General features: G+C 56.5%; 16 protein-coding genes. 9 read left to right on the forward strand and 7 right to left on the reverse strand.

Features of this window, described 5'->3' with window-relative positions; all coding sequences use genetic code 11:
- The first annotated feature begins 491 nt into the window (after positions 1-491).
- The 4 genes from CRO23_RS04200 to CRO23_RS04215 all read left to right on the forward strand — a co-directional run bounded on the left by CRO23_RS04200 (position 492) and on the right by CRO23_RS04215 (position 4,968).
- Positions 492-962: a YhcH/YjgK/YiaL family protein gene (locus CRO23_RS04200; RefSeq protein ID WP_097101438.1), complete on the forward strand. Its 471-nt coding sequence runs from the start codon at positions 492-494 to the stop codon at positions 960-962.
- A gap of 375 nt (positions 963-1,337) precedes the next feature.
- A complete protein-coding gene (locus CRO23_RS04205) occupies positions 1,338-1,925 on the forward strand; it encodes a sugar dehydrogenase complex small subunit (RefSeq protein WP_004931706.1) in 588 nt (195 codons plus the stop codon).
- Positions 1,922-3,574 (forward strand): GMC family oxidoreductase, encoded by a 1,653-nt coding sequence (locus CRO23_RS04210; protein WP_049300378.1) that lies wholly within the window; start codon positions 1,922-1,924, stop codon positions 3,572-3,574. The genes CRO23_RS04205 and CRO23_RS04210 overlap by 4 nt, the downstream gene beginning before the upstream one ends.
- Positions 3,571-4,968 carry a c-type cytochrome gene (locus CRO23_RS04215; protein ID WP_016929959.1) on the forward strand — a complete coding sequence of 466 codons (1,398 nt, stop codon included), beginning with the start codon at positions 3,571-3,573 and terminating at the stop codon, positions 4,966-4,968. Before CRO23_RS04210 ends, CRO23_RS04215 begins: the two co-directional genes overlap by 4 nt.
- Positions 4,969-5,087: 119 nt before the next feature.
- Here CRO23_RS04215 and CRO23_RS04220 read toward each other — a convergent pair whose 3' ends face one another.
- From CRO23_RS04220 to CRO23_RS04230, 3 genes are all read right to left on the reverse strand, one after another.
- Positions 5,088-6,080, reverse strand: coding sequence for a LacI family DNA-binding transcriptional regulator (locus tag CRO23_RS04220; protein ID WP_004931713.1), 993 nt, complete (start codon positions 6,078-6,080; stop codon positions 5,088-5,090).
- 287 nt (positions 6,081-6,367) lie between these two features.
- Positions 6,368-7,600, reverse strand: coding sequence for a cysteine desulfurase-like protein (locus CRO23_RS04225; protein WP_033639485.1), 1,233 nt, complete (start codon positions 7,598-7,600; stop codon positions 6,368-6,370).
- On the reverse strand, positions 7,597-8,211 hold the full coding sequence (locus CRO23_RS04230) for a 2OG-Fe dioxygenase family protein (protein ID WP_004931716.1): 615 nt from the start codon (positions 8,209-8,211) through the stop codon (positions 7,597-7,599). The genes CRO23_RS04225 and CRO23_RS04230 overlap by 4 nt, the downstream gene beginning before the upstream one ends.
- Positions 8,212-8,598: 387 nt before the next feature.
- Between CRO23_RS04230 and CRO23_RS04235 the strand changes: the two genes are divergently transcribed.
- On the forward strand, positions 8,599-9,075 hold the full coding sequence (locus CRO23_RS04235; protein WP_004931717.1) for a hypothetical protein: 477 nt from the start codon (positions 8,599-8,601) through the stop codon (positions 9,073-9,075).
- A gap of 3 nt (positions 9,076-9,078) precedes the next feature.
- Positions 9,079-9,687: an OmpA family protein gene (locus tag CRO23_RS04240; protein ID WP_016929955.1), complete on the forward strand. Its 609-nt coding sequence runs from the start codon at positions 9,079-9,081 to the stop codon at positions 9,685-9,687.
- 188 nt (positions 9,688-9,875) lie between these two features.
- On the opposite strand, the gene CRO23_RS04245 is transcribed toward CRO23_RS04240, so the two are convergent.
- The 3 genes from CRO23_RS04245 to CRO23_RS04255 form a co-directional block, all read right to left on the reverse strand.
- Entirely contained in the window at positions 9,876-10,214 is a 339-nt protein-coding gene (locus CRO23_RS04245; protein WP_097101440.1) for a hypothetical protein, read from the reverse strand.
- A gap of 135 nt (positions 10,215-10,349) precedes the next feature.
- Positions 10,350-10,919, reverse strand: coding sequence for an HdeD family acid-resistance protein (locus CRO23_RS04250; RefSeq protein ID WP_004931723.1), 570 nt, complete (start codon positions 10,917-10,919; stop codon positions 10,350-10,352).
- Between the two features lie 127 nt (positions 10,920-11,046).
- The gene (locus tag CRO23_RS04255) at positions 11,047-11,937 is read right to left on the reverse strand and encodes a LysR substrate-binding domain-containing protein (protein WP_097101443.1); all 891 of its coding nucleotides are present in this window, start codon (positions 11,935-11,937) and stop codon (positions 11,047-11,049) included.
- Positions 11,938-12,102: 165 nt separating this feature from the next.
- Between CRO23_RS04255 and ycaC the strand changes: the two genes are divergently transcribed.
- Together ycaC and actS are read left to right on the forward strand one after the other, a co-directional pair.
- The gene (ycaC, locus tag CRO23_RS04260; RefSeq protein WP_016929953.1) at positions 12,103-12,732 is read left to right on the forward strand and encodes an isochorismate family cysteine hydrolase YcaC; all 630 of its coding nucleotides are present in this window, start codon (positions 12,103-12,105) and stop codon (positions 12,730-12,732) included.
- 187 nt (positions 12,733-12,919) lie between these two features.
- Positions 12,920-13,669, forward strand: coding sequence for an amidase activator ActS (gene actS, locus CRO23_RS04265; protein ID WP_028127683.1), 750 nt, complete (start codon positions 12,920-12,922; stop codon positions 13,667-13,669).
- A gap of 34 nt (positions 13,670-13,703) precedes the next feature.
- On the opposite strand, the gene CRO23_RS04270 is transcribed toward actS, so the two are convergent.
- Positions 13,704-14,561 carry an AraC family transcriptional regulator gene (locus tag CRO23_RS04270; RefSeq protein ID WP_016929951.1) on the reverse strand — a complete coding sequence of 286 codons (858 nt, stop codon included), beginning with the start codon at positions 14,559-14,561 and terminating at the stop codon, positions 13,704-13,706.
- Positions 14,562-14,740: 179 nt separating this feature from the next.
- Here CRO23_RS04270 and CRO23_RS04275 point away from each other — a divergent pair, with 179 nt between their 5' ends.
- A complete protein-coding gene (locus CRO23_RS04275) occupies positions 14,741-16,510 on the forward strand; it encodes an ABCB family ABC transporter ATP-binding protein/permease (protein ID WP_028127682.1) in 1,770 nt (589 codons plus the stop codon).

Below are 16,510 nucleotides of genomic sequence, written 5' to 3' on the forward strand. Positions count from 1 at the left end.
CCAAAGAGTGTTAAAAAAGCATGTTACTGCTGGCGTGATCTCGTGTGCAATTTCATGGCTTCTGTCAGTGACTATCGGGGCAAATAACCCATTATGCCCGTAGGAGGAGAATGCGAAATCGATCGATTTTGGCGAGAGCGGTGAATAACCAGTGATTTTCTGCCGTGGATCACAGGATAAGTAACGTTGTTTCGTAACACTTAATTAAGTGACTTTTGTCACAGTTTTAAGCGGCTAAAAACCGTGAGATAGGCCATGACTTATTTCACCATGCCGAATAGCCTCTCAGGTGGAGTTTACTCACAGTGGAGATAGGTTGTAAATATTAGAAACAAAGCGGTTTGCTTTGTTGCTTATTCATAGTGGCGCCCGTAGAGCGAACTAATAGCGATTCTACCGTAATTACGCCGAGATTGCGTGTTGCCATAAAACTACCCAGCCATTGTTTTTGTCGGTGAAATACCGAGCCGATATTGACCAGAGAAAATATTATGATAATTGATGCCTTAACCACTGCCGTAAATAATAGATTCTATCCGGCAGCCATTCGAAAAATGCTGGCCAGCATTATTGAAAGTGAGCCGTACAATTTACCTATCGGCCACTATCAGGTGCAGGGTAAACAGATGTTCTTTAACGTCGTTGAAGGGGAAACCAAACTATTGTCCGACCAGAAACCGGAGTTTCATCGCCAGTATCTGGATATCCATCTTGTCCTGGAAGGGAGAGAAGTGATTGGCGCCGGGGTTCTGGGGCTGCCTTTGCCCCTGAGTGAGCCATTTAACGAGGCGCAGGACCTTGGGTTTAGCCCGGCGATCCCCGGTGAGACTCTCATCCACCTGCAACCCGGTGAACTTGCCGTTATCTTTCCGGGGGAGCTGCATCGCCCGATGAGTACCTGCACAACACCGGCAGTTCTGCGCAAAATTGTGGCGAAAATCGACGGCGCCCTGCTGACGTAGCAAGACGTTCAGCGGCGGCTGGTATCGCTACTTCAGGCTGCCGGCGGAAAGCCTCGCTCATCCGCCGTCTGCCGCGATTCCGAAGAATACGCCTTTCCCGTCAACGCCATAACCCCTAACTTTTAAAAATTGAGTTGGGTTGAATAAATTTACGGCAGAGATTACGCCGTATTATTTACAGGGATATTTGCTTCAGGTTCAGATTACATCATTAAAGGCCGTGAGTTTACCTCTGTCGTAGAGGTAGCCAATCTCATAACGCCTTGATCTTTTAATGCGATTCCTCCCCATTAGCACAATTTTTTATTTTGGTTTGCCTGCGTTCTGATAGATATTAAAAAAACTATATAAAAATAAATTATTTCGGAGCTAATAATGTCGTTGCAAATCGTGCTTACCCGCAGGGAGGCGCTGGGGAAAATGGTGGGCGTCATCGTCGCCGCCAGCCTGTTGCCTTATTCAAATATAACCTATGCCGAACGGGCGCAAATTGCCGCCTCGCCCGTTGAATACGCGCAATTTTTACAAATTTCGAGAAAAATTACCGAGTTTGACGATTTGGACGTCACACTCTCCGCCCGCTATTTTTCCGCACTGCGCGAACATTTTCCGCAGTTGAACTCGCAACTCAACGCCCTGTTCATCCTGAGCCAGCAAGCCACCGATGCGGAAACCTTGAACCGACATGCGATTGAACAGGGGCAAAGGGAGCTTATCCAGGCGATCGTGACCGCGTGGTATACCGGAACCGTAGATCCTTCAAGCGCCGAGCAGGGGCAGTTGATTAGTTATAAAGAAGCGCTGATGTATCGCACGGTTCAGGATGCCCTGATTGTGCCGACCTGGTGCAATTTTGGCCCGCTGTGGTGGACCGGCTTGCCGCCGGGCGTTACCCGCCAACCTTCCATTCCCGCAACAGATTTGCCTGCCGTAGCCGATAAAAAATATGAGGATCGCGTGTGAAAAGCCCAATAATTAATGCTTCCGGCGATGCAGAGGCCGATGTCGTCATTGTCGGTTCCGGTATTGTGGGCGGTCTGATGGCGGATGCTTTGGTGAGCCAGGGCTACTCGGTGCTGGTACTTGAGGCAGGCCCGCGCATTGAGCGCGCACAGGCTGTGGAAAACTGGCGCAATATGCCACTGCACAATCGTGCGGGGTCGGATTTTCAGGGGCTTTACCCGCAATCGGAGTACGCCACCGCGCCGCTCTATTTCCCGGAGAACGACTATATCAAACTGACCGGCCCCAATGGCTCAGGCTTTAAACAGGGCTATTTGCGTGTGGTGGGGGGAACCACCTGGCACTGGGCCGCTTCTTGCTGGCGCAACCATCCCAATGATTTTCGCATGAAATCCCTCTATGGCGTGGGGAGAGACTGGCCTATTTCCTACGAAGATATCGAACCGTGGTACGCGAAAGCCGAAGAGGAAATAGGCGTTGCCGGCCCGAATAATCCGGAGTGGCAGTCCCCTGCGGAACGCAGCGGGCCTTACCCGATGGACATGGTGCCCTGGGCCTACGGCGACAGACGCATTGCTGAGATTGTTAATCCTCACGGTTTTAAATCGGTGCCCATTCCGCAAGGCCGCAGCACCCGGCCCTGGAATGGACGGCCCACCTGCTGCGGCAATAACAATTGCCAGCCGATTTGCCCGATCGGAGCCATGTACAACGGCATTCACCACGTTGAACGGGCCGAACACAAGGGGGCGAAGGTGATCCCCGAGGCGGTGGTGTACAAAATTGACACCGACGACAATAACCGCGTCACCGCCGTTCACTGGTACGACACGGCGCATAACTCCCATCGGGCGATCGGTAAAGCGTTCGTTCTGGCCTGCAATGGGATTGAGAACCCGCGCTTACTGCTGCTGGCGGCCAACGAAAAGAACCCGAACGGCATCGCGAACAGCTCGGATCAGGTGGGGCGCAACATGATGGATCACTCTGGCCTGCACTGCTCCTTCCTGGCGCGAGAGGCCCTGTGGGTTGGCCGCGGCCCGGCGCAGAGCAGCTGCATGGTGGGGTATCGTGACGGCGCGTTCCGCAGCGACCACTCCGCCAACAAGATCATCATCAACAACATCAACCGGGTGATCCCCTCCGCCCTTGAAGTACTGAAATCGGGCAAGGTCGGCAAGGCGCTGCAGGATGAAGTGCGCGATCGCGCCAGCCGCTCGGTGGATCTCTCCATTAGCCTGGAACCGCTGCCGGATCCGAACAACCGTCTTACTCTGAGCTCCACCCGCAAAGACAAGCATGGCCTGGCCTGCCCGGACATCCACTACGACGTCGGCGAGTACGTGCGCAAAGGGCTGGAAGTAGTCAAAACCCAGCTACGGCAGATTGGCGACTTGTTCGATGCGCAAGAGTTTGTGATTAACGACAAGCTGAATGCCAACAACCACATTATGGGCGGCACGATCATGGGCAGCGATCCCACGAACTCGGTGGTGAACGGCAATTGCCGCGCCCACGATCATGACAACCTTTGGATCCCGGGTGGAGGCGCCATGGTTTCAGCCAGCGTTGTCAACACCACGTTGACGATGGCGGCGCTTGGACTCAAGGCGGCCAATGACGTACTTCGAGCCCTGGAGAGCAAATGAATAAAATCACCCATTCGTTGGCAGCGACGCTGCTGCTGGGAAGCGGCTTCGCGGCGCATGCCCAGGACGGCGATCTGATCGCTAAAGGGCAAGCGCTGGCTATCGCCTCGGACTGCATGGCCTGCCATACGAATACGCAGCAGCAGGGCAAGCCTTTTGCCGGGGGGTACGGCATTGCTTCTCCCATGGGCACTATCTACGCCACCAATATAACCCCATCGGTAAAATACGGCATCGGTGGCTATTCCGAAGCGGCGTTTGCCGACGTTCTGCGCTCGGGGATCCGGCAAGATGGGACGTATCTCTATCCGGCAATGCCCTACACCGCCTACACCCGTCTGAGTGATGACGAGATCCACGCGTTGTATACCTATTTCATGCATGGCGTTGCCCCGGTCGATGAGCCAGCCAAGCGCCAAACCGATCTGCCGTTTCCGTTTAACATCCGCCTCTCCATGGCGGTGTGGAACATGCTTTATTTGGATAATCGGCGTTTCACCCCGGATGTGACGAAAGGTGAGGCGTGGAACGAGGGGGCCGCGCTGGTGCAGGGGCCGGCTCACTGCGGAACCTGTCATACGCCGCGTAATGTGCTGATGGCGGAAGACAATTCGCGCTTCCTGATGGGGGCATCGTTGGGTTCTTGGTACGCGCCGAATATCACCGCCGATCGCCAGGAAGGGATCGGCGACTGGAGCGAGCAGGAGTTAGTGAACTATCTGAAAACCGGTCGGGCGGAAGGGCGCGCACAAGCTGCGGGGCCAATGGCTGAAGCCGTTGAGCACAGCTTCCAATACCTGACCGACCGGCAGCTGCAGGCGATTGCAACTTATCTGAAGACCGTGCCGTCACAGGGCGAGGGGCGCCAGGGCAATGGCCTCAGTCAGGCGCACTACGACGTTGAGCACCATCTCCGCGGCATGAATTCGCCCAACGCCAACCACACGCTCAATAGCGGCGAGGCGCTCTACAGCGGCTACTGCGCCAGTTGCCATCAGCCGGACGGCAGCGGCAGTTTGAACCAGGCTTACCCTTCGCTATTCAACAACTCCACCACGGCCGCGAACAACCCGTCAAACCTGATTGCCGCCATTTTGCAGGGGGTTGATCGCCGGGTTGACGGTAAGCACGTCCTGATGCCGAGCTTTGGCGCCGGTTCCTATGTCGGAGAACTGACGGATAAGCAGGTTGCCGATATCGCTAACTTCGTGCTGCAGAAATACGGCAACAGCACGCTGAGCGTGAGCGAGGCCGACGTGAGTGAGGTGCGCGCCGGGGGTCCGAAACCGCTGTTGGCGCGCGCACAGCCGATGATTCTGCCTGGCATGGCCACCACGGCGGTCGTCATTATTCTGCTGATCCTATTCTGGCTCCGGCGCCGCAAGGCACGTTGAGGGGGCATTCGGTCAGGTGGGTGACGCCATCTGGCCGAATTTCTGGCCGGGATAGCGAGTGATGTTCTTCTGACGACGCGGGCAGCTATGGCCAGTGATGAAGTCACTGGCGGGGAACGCTATATTGTCTCCCCCATTGACAGGCGGAAGTGGAGATCGACATGTTCAATGGTCGGCAGCCCTTTAATTTTTTTTATTATGATCTCTGTCGCCACTTTCCCCATCTCATACCGTGGCGTCAGTACGCTGGCTAACCGGGGGGTAATGATCTGCCCGATCTCAAGACCGTGAAATCCGGCAATGGCAATTTGCGCTGGAACGCCGATACCGTTTGCCAGGCATTCCTGTAACACTCCCACGGCCAGATCGTCGTTGGTACAGAGAATACCGTCCATATCCGGATACATTTGGCTCGCAAGCGTCATCATGCCTGTCCCAATCGAAATGGAAGAGATCTTATTGGGGGAAATGCGACCGGTAGGCAAATCATGGTTAGCCATTGCCTGACAGTATCCCGTGTAACGCTGTTCATCGCGGATATCAGACATTGAACCAAAATAGATAATGCGTTTTTTACCGCTGGCCAGCAACATGGTGGTCATATCGTAGCCGGCTTTCACATTATCAAAACCCACGTTAATTCGATCTGCATTGCCTGACAGCCCCATGATTTCAGCAACGGGTATTTTTGCCGCCTTCAGGAGTTTTTCCGCCCGCAGGCTATGGACCGACTCGGTCAGCAGCAGCCCTTTAATCTTAAAAGCCAGGATCGCGGCAATTTGCTCCTCTTCGCGTTTGCTGTTGTAGTCATAATTGACGACCAGCGTCTGATAACCCTGTATAGACGTCACGGATTCAATGCCGGCGAGGACATCAGCAAATATCAGATTGTTAAAAGAAGGAACCAGAACGCCGATGAGGGGAGGGCTATTGGAATAGAGGGCGGGATTGTCGGGATCGGCCTGATAGCCGACTTCCTCGATCACGGCGGCGATGCGCGCAGCCGTTTCCGGTTTAACCCTGTCCGGCGTGCGCAGATAGCGACTGACCGTCATTTTGGTGACACCAGCCAGTACAGCAATGTCATTTAACGTAATTCGCTGCGACTTCACCATTCATACTCATCTGACCCAGACCGTGTTTGTCATTATGCCCACTGCTGAGCCAAAAGAGAATGCGCGCAATGCGCTGCCCCGGCCGTATCCGGTGACAACCGCACGATGCGCCGATCCCGGCCTCTTTTCCCGTTCCGGCATTATATGTCCGTTATCTCCGCATTTCGTAACGCGGGGAAAGAAAGGCACGCATCTGCGTGCCGTGGACGCGGTGGAAGAAAAGACGGGCAGTTTGATACCTTATTCGGCCTGCCCAATAAGATGAACGGGCCGATATGGCCGGGTTAACTGAGAATATCTTCGGCGATCACGTTGAACAGCGTATCGATCTCGCCCTGAGTGTTGTAGTGCATCATGCCGATGCGCAGCACGCCGCCGTCCTGCAGCCCCAGCTGTTGCACCAAGCCCAACGCATAGAAATGCCCGCTGCCGGCGCAGATGTTGTGCTGCCCCAGGCGGCGGGCGATCGCGTCAGGCGTATGGCCGCTGAAGGTCAGGGCGAAGGTTGGCGTGCGGCGCGCGCTGTCCGCCTGGGGATTGCCGTAGAGCCGCACGCCGTCGAGTTGCTGCAGCCGTTGCAAAAAGTGACTGCACAGCGCCTCTTCATGCCGGTGGTAGGCGGCGAAGCTCTCCTGCAAGCGCTGCCTTAACGGCGCTCCGGGCGCGCCCCACTGCGCCAGATACTCGATAGCGGCCGCGACGCCGGCCAGCGCCTCGAAGCTTTGCGTGCCGGTCTCGAAACGGCCGGGGCCGACGTCGGTGGCCGGCTCGACTTTGTACGGCCGCAGGCGCTGCAGCCACTGCGGCGCGATGTAGGCCATGCCGACGTGCGGGCCAAAGAACTTGTAGGCGGAGCACACCAGGAAGTCACAGCCCAGCGCCTGCACGTCGATCAGGTTATGCGGCGCGTAATGAACGGCGTCGACATACACCTGCGCGCCGACCCGATGCGCGGCTTCAACGATGGTTTTGATATCGACGATGCCGCCGGTGACGTTGGAGGCGTAGCTGACCGCCACCAGACGGGTGTTGGCGTTGATGCGCTCACACACTTTCGCGGCATCCAATGCGCAGTCGGCGCTCTCCAGCGGTATCTGATGTACCGTGGCCCCTTTGTCGGCGGCGGCCTGCTGCCAGCTGGAGACGTTGGCGTAGTGATCCAGCGCGGTGACGATGACTTCATCGCCGGCCTGCCAGTCGCGGCTGATGATGCGGCTGAGATGAAAAGTCAGCGTGGTCATGTTCATGCCGAAGACGATGTTGTCGGGCGACGGCGCATTTAACAAGGCGCGCACCGATTCCCGCGCCTGGCCCATCACCTCGCCGGTGACCCGGCTCGAGAAATAGTGGCCGCCCAGGTTGGCGTTGTACCTTCCCAGGTAGTCGGTCATTTTTTCCAGCACGCCCCGTGAAACTTGCGCACCGCCGGGGCCGTCGAAAAAGATGGCCGGTTTGCCGTCGATCTGCTGTGACAGGGCGCTGAACTGGGCGCGGGCGAGCTCGGGGGTAAAGGTCATGCTTTCTCCCCCCGCGCGGTGAGGACAAAGAGATCCAAATGACCTTCTTCTTCCGGGCTCACGGCGTTGATCGGCGTGGCGTTGTGCCACAGTTTGCTGTCCGCCAGCAGCACGGCCTCACCGTCCGCCAGCGCTTTTTTAAAGAAAGGATCGTGGCGGCTGTCGTCATACAGCATGATTTCACCGCCGACGATGTTGTGCCGGTGAATGGCGATCATCGCGATATGGTCGAAACCGTCCTGGTGTATGCCTTCCGGCGCCACCTGGGTGTCTTTCTCGATAGCGACCACGCGCATCTGGTGGATCTCTATCTCGGCGCCTTCCGGCAGGTCGTTGCTCTCTGCAAACAGGTTGCACATCTCTGCCATGCCGGCGCTCTGCAACACGGCGCTGTCGATAGGTTCGAAGCGGCGCACCACATTGCCCTGGAAGTGGTTGATCTGATCCGACTGCATGAAAGTGCGCGGCCCTACTTCGGCGACGTTGGGGTTGAGGTATTTAACGACCGAATAACGGCGCAGGCGATATTTGCCGTCGGCGTGTTGCGTGTGGGGCAAGGAGGAGAACGATGGCATCAGCTGTTGGGTGGCTTGCGGGCTTAGTACAGTCATACTTATTACGTTTTCGTGTTTCTGTAACATAATCACCTCTAATAATAATAATTTCTGATGTTGTAGGGGGTAATTCGATTGAATTGTAGACGACTCTATAACCAACGCAATTTAGCGGTGGCGAGGTGTGACGGCGGTCGTAAAGTGGGGTGAACAGCAGAGAGGATGAGCGGAAGGGAATGCTGGTATGAAGCCGTCATTCAGCAAAATAAGCGCTAACGGGGGAGAATTCATGCGCAAGCATAACGTGACCAAGGTTACGCTTTCAGGGATAACTCTCATGAATATGAGGTGCTTTACTATAATTCCGGGACAGAGTGACCGCAGTGGCATTGCCTGGTTGTTGAAAGAACAATCTTCAATTCCCCCTGAATAAGGACTCCGATCATGCAGCATGTCAGAAAATTCGTCATTTCCTGCCTGTTTGCGTCGATAATGTTCCCCGGCATGGCCTTCGCGGAAGATCCCCCCGTGACACCGTTGGCTACCGGGATCGTCAGCAGCGGCGTAGCCGAAGCGCAAGTGACCGAGGCCGTGCGCCACGGTGAAATCCTGACCATCAAAGTGCGTTTCAAAGGGTTGAAAGACAACCTTAATGGACAAGGCTTGTATAGCAGTCTGGATAAAAGCAGTCTTGAGAAATCCTTCTATATTCTGGTGGGTAATAAAAAATACCTGCTGCTTACCGATAGCAATAATGTCCCACTGGCCTCTCCCAGCGTGTCATTCAGCTCAAGTTCAGGCATTCCCTATGTCGCCACCTGGTTTGGCAGCTTCCCTGCGCCTCCACCTGATGTGAAAGAGGTGTACCTGACGATCGCCAATGTCGAGCCGCTCGGGCCGATAGCCATTACGGATCGTTGAGCGATGAACGGCCTCAGGAAAGCCGCCTGTGTGGGGGGGATGTTAGCCTTTGGGTTGGTGTCATTGGGTTCATGGGCTGACAGCGGAGAGCCGGCATCCGTGGGGAAACCGGTGATACTCGATCTTAAGGCCACCCGGCTGGATTTGGTTGGTTTGCCTTCGGGGCTGAATGCCGGCGTCCTTGATCTGCAGAGTAAGGCAGCGGATTTGGCTAAACAATCCGCCGACATTTCCGTCAGAGACAGCAAAAATGCCGTAACGTTATCGATGCGCAGCGATGTGCTGTTCGCCTTCGACAGCGATGCGATTGCTGCTAAAGCGGAGCCTGCGCTGCAACAGGTGGCGCAATTTATCGCGGCCGAACCGGTAGGGAACGTGGTGATCGAGGGGCATACCGATGCGGTGGGCAGCGATAAATATAATCGGGATCTGTCGCTGCGACGCGCACGTGCGGTGGCTGTTTGGCTGATCGCACATGGGGTAGAAAAATCTCGTCTGAGTGAACGGGGAAAAGGGGAGGCTGAACCGGTGGCTTCCAACGACACGCCGACGGGCCGGGCCAAGAATCGTCGGGTTGACTTCGTGTTGCCGAAAACCGCTGCCGCCGGTTAACCCCGCGCCGGTGGACGTTTCCTTTGCCAGAGCCGCTTTTAAACGGGCTCCTCCCGCTGACTGCTCGCGGAGTTCAGGCTGTATGGCGTGGGGCCGGTGACGTTAATGATTGATGAACATAATCGCGTCGCCAACAGCCTGTATCTCGCTTTCGGTTTTCGCTTTAGCGGCCCCGATAAAATGCGGGGTCAGAACGTCTCGAAATACAGCTCGCGCAACAGCCAGGATATTTCGTTATTGGTGCGGTTCAGGACGTCTATTCTGTGAACCCCTATCGCTTCTGCGCGCAGATCGAGCAGCAAGTTGCGAATCTGCCGGAATAACGGGGTTTGCGGGTTGGGTCTGGCCAACTGCTGGCCGCACAGTTTGATACCGGCGTCGCAACCGGTGGCGATGTCCGTCAGGCAGCACGGGCAGGTGGTATTTTGGCGCGCCATATTGCGGCATTGTTGCCCGATTACCTGGTTGAAGTGGCGTAATTGCAGGCAGACTTCCCGCGAGTTCAACGGGTTGGAATGGGTTGTCATCGGTTTCAGCTCCCTTGTCTGCGCCTATATTGGCACTTACCGATGAAGATAACCACGGACAAGCCGAGGGGGTATCGCCTTGTTGTGTCTGGAAGCGACGAAATCGATGAGGCCCGCGATGGCGGGCCGGTAGAGTCAGGCGCGTTTAAACAGATTCGCCGCCTGGAACAGCGCAAAGGAGCTGACCAGCATTTCGATGCCGACGATCGCCGTCACCAGCGTGACCGACGCCGCCGGGCCTGAACCGATCAGCATCCAGGCGATGATCAAATCGAGCACGCCGATAACGAACTGCAGCCAGTTGCCCGGCAATCCGCGGCGCATATAGCCGGCCGCCAGGCGCGCGATGCCGCCGAGCGCGAACAGTACGGCAAGGTACACCGCCAGCGCCAGAATGCCCGCCAGCGGGCTGGTGATGAACACATAGCCGATAATCAGGTAAGCCACGCCCAGCAGAATGCCGCCGATCATCGGCCAGGTATTTTGCGCCCGGTTGGCGATCATGGCGATAATCAGCCCGGCGCCGCTCAACAGCAGCAGGACGCCGACCACGATGCTCAGCGCCGCGCCGGAGGCGAAAGGGTTGACCAGGCACAGTATGCCGCCCGCCAGCAGCAGGAAGGCGATGATCAGCAGGGTGGTGCGTTGCTTTTTGAGCAGTTCTTCGCTCAGGAGGGGGAGATTATTGCGATCAAGGTTTAGCATGTTACAGCTCCATTCTCTTTGTTGCGATCCTCGGGGGCACTCTATTTTTCCGAGCGCTCTATTATAGTAGTCACTTTTTAATCGCTGCGGTAAATCCGGCGTGGCGTTTATGCTTGGAAGCGGCGTGTTATTCGGCCAGTTCATCAACGATGAAATCAATCAGCGCCCTTACCGAAGGGGGGAGTCCTTGTCTGGAAGGGTAAAACGCGACAATCTTGTGTTGTTCCAATGTCCAGTCGTCGAGCAGCGTTTTCAGGCTGCCGTCGAGCAGTTCCTGGCGGGCTAATTTCAGCGGCAGGCAGCCAACGCCGACGCCTTTTACGATCGATTCCTTGATCAGGCGAATGTCATCGCACACCATGCGCGACTCGTTGTTTATTTTGACTTCGCGATCGGCTTGTTGAAACGTCCAGGCGGCCTGAAGATGGGTCGATAACCACCCGACCGTTGGCAAACTGGAGAGATCTTCGGGCGTATTTATACTTTGGTACTGAATAGCTGCAGAGGGGGCGACCATAAATGCGGTGGGCACAGCGCAAATTCGACGCATCACCAAATTGCTGTTTTTGGGCTCATCGGCGATGAGTTTTAATGAGAGGTCATACCCTTCAGAAATAATATCCACGTTGCGATTAAATATTTTCACATGCAAATTGACCTTGGGATATTGCAGCATGAATCTCGCCAGCACTTCCGTTAGGCCAAGATCCAGGAGAATGTTTGAGCAGGTCAGTTTTATTTTTCCAGTGGGTTTTTCGCTTTTGTTAATAATAAGGCATTCCGCTTTCTCTGCGGTGCTAATCATCTGCAGGCAGTACTGAAAATATTCTTTTCCTATATCGGTGACCATGAGGTTTCGCGTTGAGCGCTGAATAATCCTGACATTAAGCCTTTTTTCCAAATTGGATATTCGTCTTGATAGCGTCGATTTGGGTATACCAAACTTCTTACTGGCGGAAAGAAATCCACCGCATTCAACTACTCTGGCAAACATAACCATCTCATTGAAATCTATCATATAAAATTAACCTTCCCAGTGGTGAAACACTCATTCCCAATAATCGTGCTATTTACCCGGCTGGTTCATTGCTAGCCTGATGTCGGAGCGTTTGAAAGCATGCTACATGCTTGGAATGCATGGGGCGATCGGAATTTGATGATTTTGATGATAAAGGAGAAGGGAATGACTTTTAAATATAACCGATTAGATAAGACACAGGCCGCCGTTTTATTAGTCGATCATCAGACGGGGCTACTGTCCCTGGTTAGAGATCAGGATCCGGATAAATTCAAAAATAATGTTTTGGCGCTGGCCGATCTGGCTAAATACTTCAATTTACCGACGATACTGACCACGAGTTTTGAAAACGGACCGAACGGCCCTTTGGTACCAGAGCTAAAGCAAACTTTCCCTGACGCCCCCTATATTGCTCGTCCCGGCAATATCAATGCCTGGGATAATGAAGATTTCGTCAAGGCGGTAAAGGCCACGGGCAAGAAACAACTGATCATCGCCGGCGTGGTGACCGAGGTTTGCGTGGCGTTTCCTGCGCTCTCTGCGCTGGAAGAGGGGTATGAGGTTTTCGTCATCACCGACGCATCCGGCACGTTCAATGCGATTACGCGCGATGCGGCTTGGGATCGCATGTCCCAGGCCGGCGCGCAGCTGATGAGTTGGTTTGGCGCGGCGTGCGAATTGCACCGCGATTGGCGAAATGATATCGAAGGGTTGGGGAACCTGTTCTCTCAACATATTCCTGACTATCGCAATCTGATGACCAGCTTCAGTTTGCTGACCTCAGGTAAACAGTAATCCCGACATCGCTGCATGGTTTGGCGCCTTATGGCGCCATTTTCCTCCCGCCGATCGCGCCGCAGCGGCCTCCGTGCCCGCTGTTTTCCGATAGTTGCCTCTTTCCCGCTTTTTGACTGACCCGGCGCAAATGTTACACTGTGCGGCTGAGGCGTATCAGAACCGAAAAGACGATTGGGGACAGGATTTGAGCACAGGAAGCAAGCTGGCGAGGTGGCGCCGCATCGCGGTGTGTCTGACATTGGGGCTATTGTTGGCCGGGTGTTCGGGTAAAAATACCTACAACCGCGACTACGACAAACTGCCGAAGGGCAGCTACACCGGCAAGTCCTACACCGTCAAACGGGGCGATACGTTGTACTACATCGCCTGGATCACCGACAGCGAAGTCAGCGATCTGGCCAGAATCAACAAGATACGCCCGCCTTATAGCCTGGAAGTGGGGCAAAAGCTGCGGCTGAGCGGCAGCGCGCCGACCAAAACCGCCGCCACGCGCCGTAAAACGTCTTCCTCCGCGATCGCCAAGCAAACGCCGCCGCCGGGCGCCGCCCGCTGTTGGCGCTGGCCGGCCAGCGGCCGGATCGCGCAGGCGTATTCCAATGCCGATGGCGGCAACAAGGGCATCGATATCGCCGGTAAACGCGGCCAGCCGATCTATGCTTCCGCCAAGGGCAAAGTGGTGTACGTCGGCAACCAACTGCGCGGCTACGGCAACCTGATCATGATTAAGCACGGCGAAGACTTTATTACCGCCTACGCGCACAACGACACTACGTTGGTGCGCAACGGCCAGGATGTGAAAGCGGGGCAGAAGATTGGCACTATGGGCAGCACCGGCACCGATTCGGTGTTCCTGCATTTCCAGATCCGCTATCGCGCCACCGCGCTCGATCCGCAGCGCTATCTGCCGCCGCAGGGATCGTCGCCGTCCTGTTAACGTCAATCCGGCTCCTTGCGGAGCCGGATGTCAGCTATTTCAGCGGCAGATAAAGATCGGTCACCAGTTCATATTCCGCCACCTCGTGCACGAAGTTGTGGTAGTGGAAATAGAGCGGAAAATCGCGCAGCTCCTCGCCGCTGGCCGGCAACCACTCGCTGTAAAGATAGCGGGCGCTTTCCGAAAGCCCATCCAGCGATCCGAGATGGCGCAGCACCGCACAGCGCCCGGCCGGCAGCGTGCCGTTCACCACGCCGAAGGCGTTGTCCTCCGGGATCGGCGCAGTGACCTCGCCGCAAATGAAGAAGCGGAAGTCCTGCGCTTCGGTGGTGGCCGGATCGTGCGGTGCGATACCGTAAGTGCGGCTGCTTCTGACCGGCGACAGGCCACTGGTTTTGCGCCACTCGATAAAGCGTGCGGCGGTTTCGTTGACCAGCGCGGACGGGCCGCGATGTTCGATCATCGCCACCGGCGTGGCCGGGAAGTCGACAATGTCTACTTTCATGGGTTGTTTCCTTTTGTGTTTCGGCTCGGGAAAGCGCTGCTGCCAATCGATCCAGGCCGGCCGTTTGCGAAACTGGCTTGGCGTTTGGCTGAACGCCTGTTTGAAGGCGCGGCTGAAGGACTCCGGGTTTTGAAAACCGGCGTCCAGCGCGATGTCAATCACCGGCTCCAGCGGGTTATACGCCAGGCGGTACGAGGCGCGTTTGAGCCTCATCCACTGGATATAACGCCACACCGAGATGCCACAATACGCGCTAAACTGGCGTTGAAAGTGAAAGCGCGAAAAGTGGGCCACTTCGCTCAGTTTTTCGACGGTGAGCGCCTCGTCCAGGTGGCGGTCGATATAGTCAAAGACCAGCGCAAAGCGCTTTGCATACGTCTGGGTCATGTGATTGTCTCCTCCATGCCTGAACTTTGCCCGAGCCGCCGCCGCTTCTCCTGACGGATGATGCTGAGTTGTCGCCGCAGGAAAATGGGAGGGTGCGGCGTTCGCCGTCGGCCAGGCCAAACTCATAACCCCGCGCGGCTGTGCGCCGCGATCCCGATCGAGAAGATGAATATTACATGATGGATCGTTCCCGTTTGCTGAAATTCCTGCTGCCCTATCTGTGGCCGAAAGACAACCCGCGGCTGCGGGGGTATCTGGTGGTGGCCTTCGTGTTCATGGTGGCGGCCAAGGTCAGCACCACGCTGGTGCCGCTGGCTTATAAAGCGATGGTCGATGCGCTGAGCGGCGAGACGGCGAAAATGCTGGCGGTGCCGCTTGGGCTGATCGTCGCCTACGGCGTGGCGCGGGTGGGCGGCGCGCTGTTTGAGGAACTGCGCAACGTAATGTTTATCCACGTCAGCCAGAACGCCACGCGCCTGTTGGGCGTGCGGGTGTTCCGCCAGCTGCATGCGCTGAGCCTGCGTTTCCATCTGGAGCGCCAGACCGGCGGGTTGTCGCTGTCCATCGAGCGCGGCACTCAGGCGGTGTCCACGGTGCTGTCGCGGCTGCTGTTCTCCATCGTGCCGATCCTGTTCGAGCTCTCGCTGGTCACGGCGATCATGTGGCATATGCTGAACGGCTGGTTCGCGCTGGCGATCCTGACGACGGTCGGCTGCTACATCCTGTTCACCGTGTTGGCGGTCAGCTGGCGCACTCGCTTTCGCCGCGAGCTCAACAAGGCCAACGCCGACGCCAACAGCAAATCCATCGACAGCCTGCTGAACTATGAAACCGTGAAGTACTTCGGCAATGAAGAGTTCGAGGCCGAGCGTTTCGACCTCTCGCGCCGGCTGTACGAATACGCCGCCATCAAGAACCAATTCAGTTTTACGGCGATCAACCTGGGGCAAACCGCCATTATTTCGATCGGACTGATCGTGATGATGACCATGGCGGCGCAGGGCATTACGCAGGGGACGATGACGGTCGGCGACTTCGTGCTGGTCAATGCCTATTTGCTGCAGCTGTATCAGCCGCTAAACTTCTTCGGCTTTATTTATTCCGAGGTGCGCCAGGCGCTGATCGACATGGAGAACATGTTCGATCTGCTGCAGGAACCGCGTGAGATCGTCGATAGCCCGGATGCGCAGCCGCTGCGCCTCGATCGCGGAGAAGTGAAGTTCGACGCGGTCAGCTTCGGTTACGACACGCGTCGGCCGATCCTCAAGCAGGTGAGCTTTACCATTCCGGCGGGCCACACGGTGGCGGTGGTCGGCGCCTCCGGCGCGGGCAAGTCCACGCTGTCGCGCCTGCTGTTTCGCTTTTACGACGTGCAGGGGGGCGCCATTACCCTCGACGGCCAGGACATTCGCCAACTGACCCAGGCCAGCCTGCGGCAGGCGATCGGCATCGTGCCGCAGGATACGGTGCTGTTCAACGATACGTTGCGTTATAACATCGGTTACGGCAAAACCGGCTCCAGCGATGAAGAAATCGAGCGGGCGGCGCGGCTGGCGCATATCCATGATTTTATCGTCGGTCTGCCCGACGGTTACGACACCCGGGTGGGTGAGCGCGGGCTGAAGCTGTCGGGCGGGGAAAAGCAGCGGGTGGCGATTGCGCGCACCATTCTGAAAAATCCGGCCATCCTGGTGTTTGACGAGGCGACCAGCGCGTTGGATACCCAGACCGAGCGCGAAATCCAGGGGCACCTGCGCGAGGTGAGCCGCAACCACACCACGCTGGTGATCGCTCATCGGCTCTCCACCGTGGTGGACGCCGATGAAATTATCGTGCTGGAGGCGGGGGAGATCGTCGAGCGCGGGGGGCACGAGGCGTTGCTGGCCGCGAACGGCCGCTACGCCGCCATGTGGCAAACCCAGTACAGTGAAGAGCAGGAACCGCACTGA

Origin of the sequence: Serratia sp. JKS296 (genome assembly GCF_900215445.1) — a bacterium.
GTDB classification, from domain to species: Bacteria; Pseudomonadota; Gammaproteobacteria; order Enterobacterales; family Enterobacteriaceae; genus Serratia; species Serratia marcescens.

Coding starts and splice junctions, on each gene's coding strand:
- CRO23_RS04200 (WP_097101438.1), top strand. CDS start 492: ATGATAATTGATGCCTTAACCACTGCCGTAAATAATAGATTCTATCCG.
- CRO23_RS04255 (WP_097101443.1), bottom strand. CDS start 11,937: ATGATAGATTTCAATGAGATGGTTATGTTTGCCAGAGTAGTTGAATGC.
- CRO23_RS04270 (WP_016929951.1), bottom strand. CDS start 14,561: ATGACCCAGACGTATGCAAAGCGCTTTGCGCTGGTCTTTGACTATATC.
- CRO23_RS04215 (WP_016929959.1), top strand. CDS start 3,571: ATGAATAAAATCACCCATTCGTTGGCAGCGACGCTGCTGCTGGGAAGC.
- CRO23_RS04205 (WP_004931706.1), top strand. CDS start 1,338: ATGTCGTTGCAAATCGTGCTTACCCGCAGGGAGGCGCTGGGGAAAATG.
- CRO23_RS04235 (WP_004931717.1), top strand. CDS start 8,599: ATGCAGCATGTCAGAAAATTCGTCATTTCCTGCCTGTTTGCGTCGATA.
- CRO23_RS04275 (WP_028127682.1), top strand. CDS start 14,741: ATGGATCGTTCCCGTTTGCTGAAATTCCTGCTGCCCTATCTGTGGCCG.
- CRO23_RS04245 (WP_097101440.1), bottom strand. CDS start 10,214: ATGACAACCCATTCCAACCCGTTGAACTCGCGGGAAGTCTGCCTGCAA.
- CRO23_RS04230 (WP_004931716.1), bottom strand. CDS start 8,211: ATGACTGTACTAAGCCCGCAAGCCACCCAACAGCTGATGCCATCGTTC.
- CRO23_RS04240 (WP_016929955.1), top strand. CDS start 9,079: ATGAACGGCCTCAGGAAAGCCGCCTGTGTGGGGGGGATGTTAGCCTTT.
- CRO23_RS04225 (WP_033639485.1), bottom strand. CDS start 7,600: ATGACCTTTACCCCCGAGCTCGCCCGCGCCCAGTTCAGCGCCCTGTCA.
- ycaC (WP_016929953.1), top strand. CDS start 12,103: ATGACTTTTAAATATAACCGATTAGATAAGACACAGGCCGCCGTTTTA.
- CRO23_RS04250 (WP_004931723.1), bottom strand. CDS start 10,919: ATGCTAAACCTTGATCGCAATAATCTCCCCCTCCTGAGCGAAGAACTG.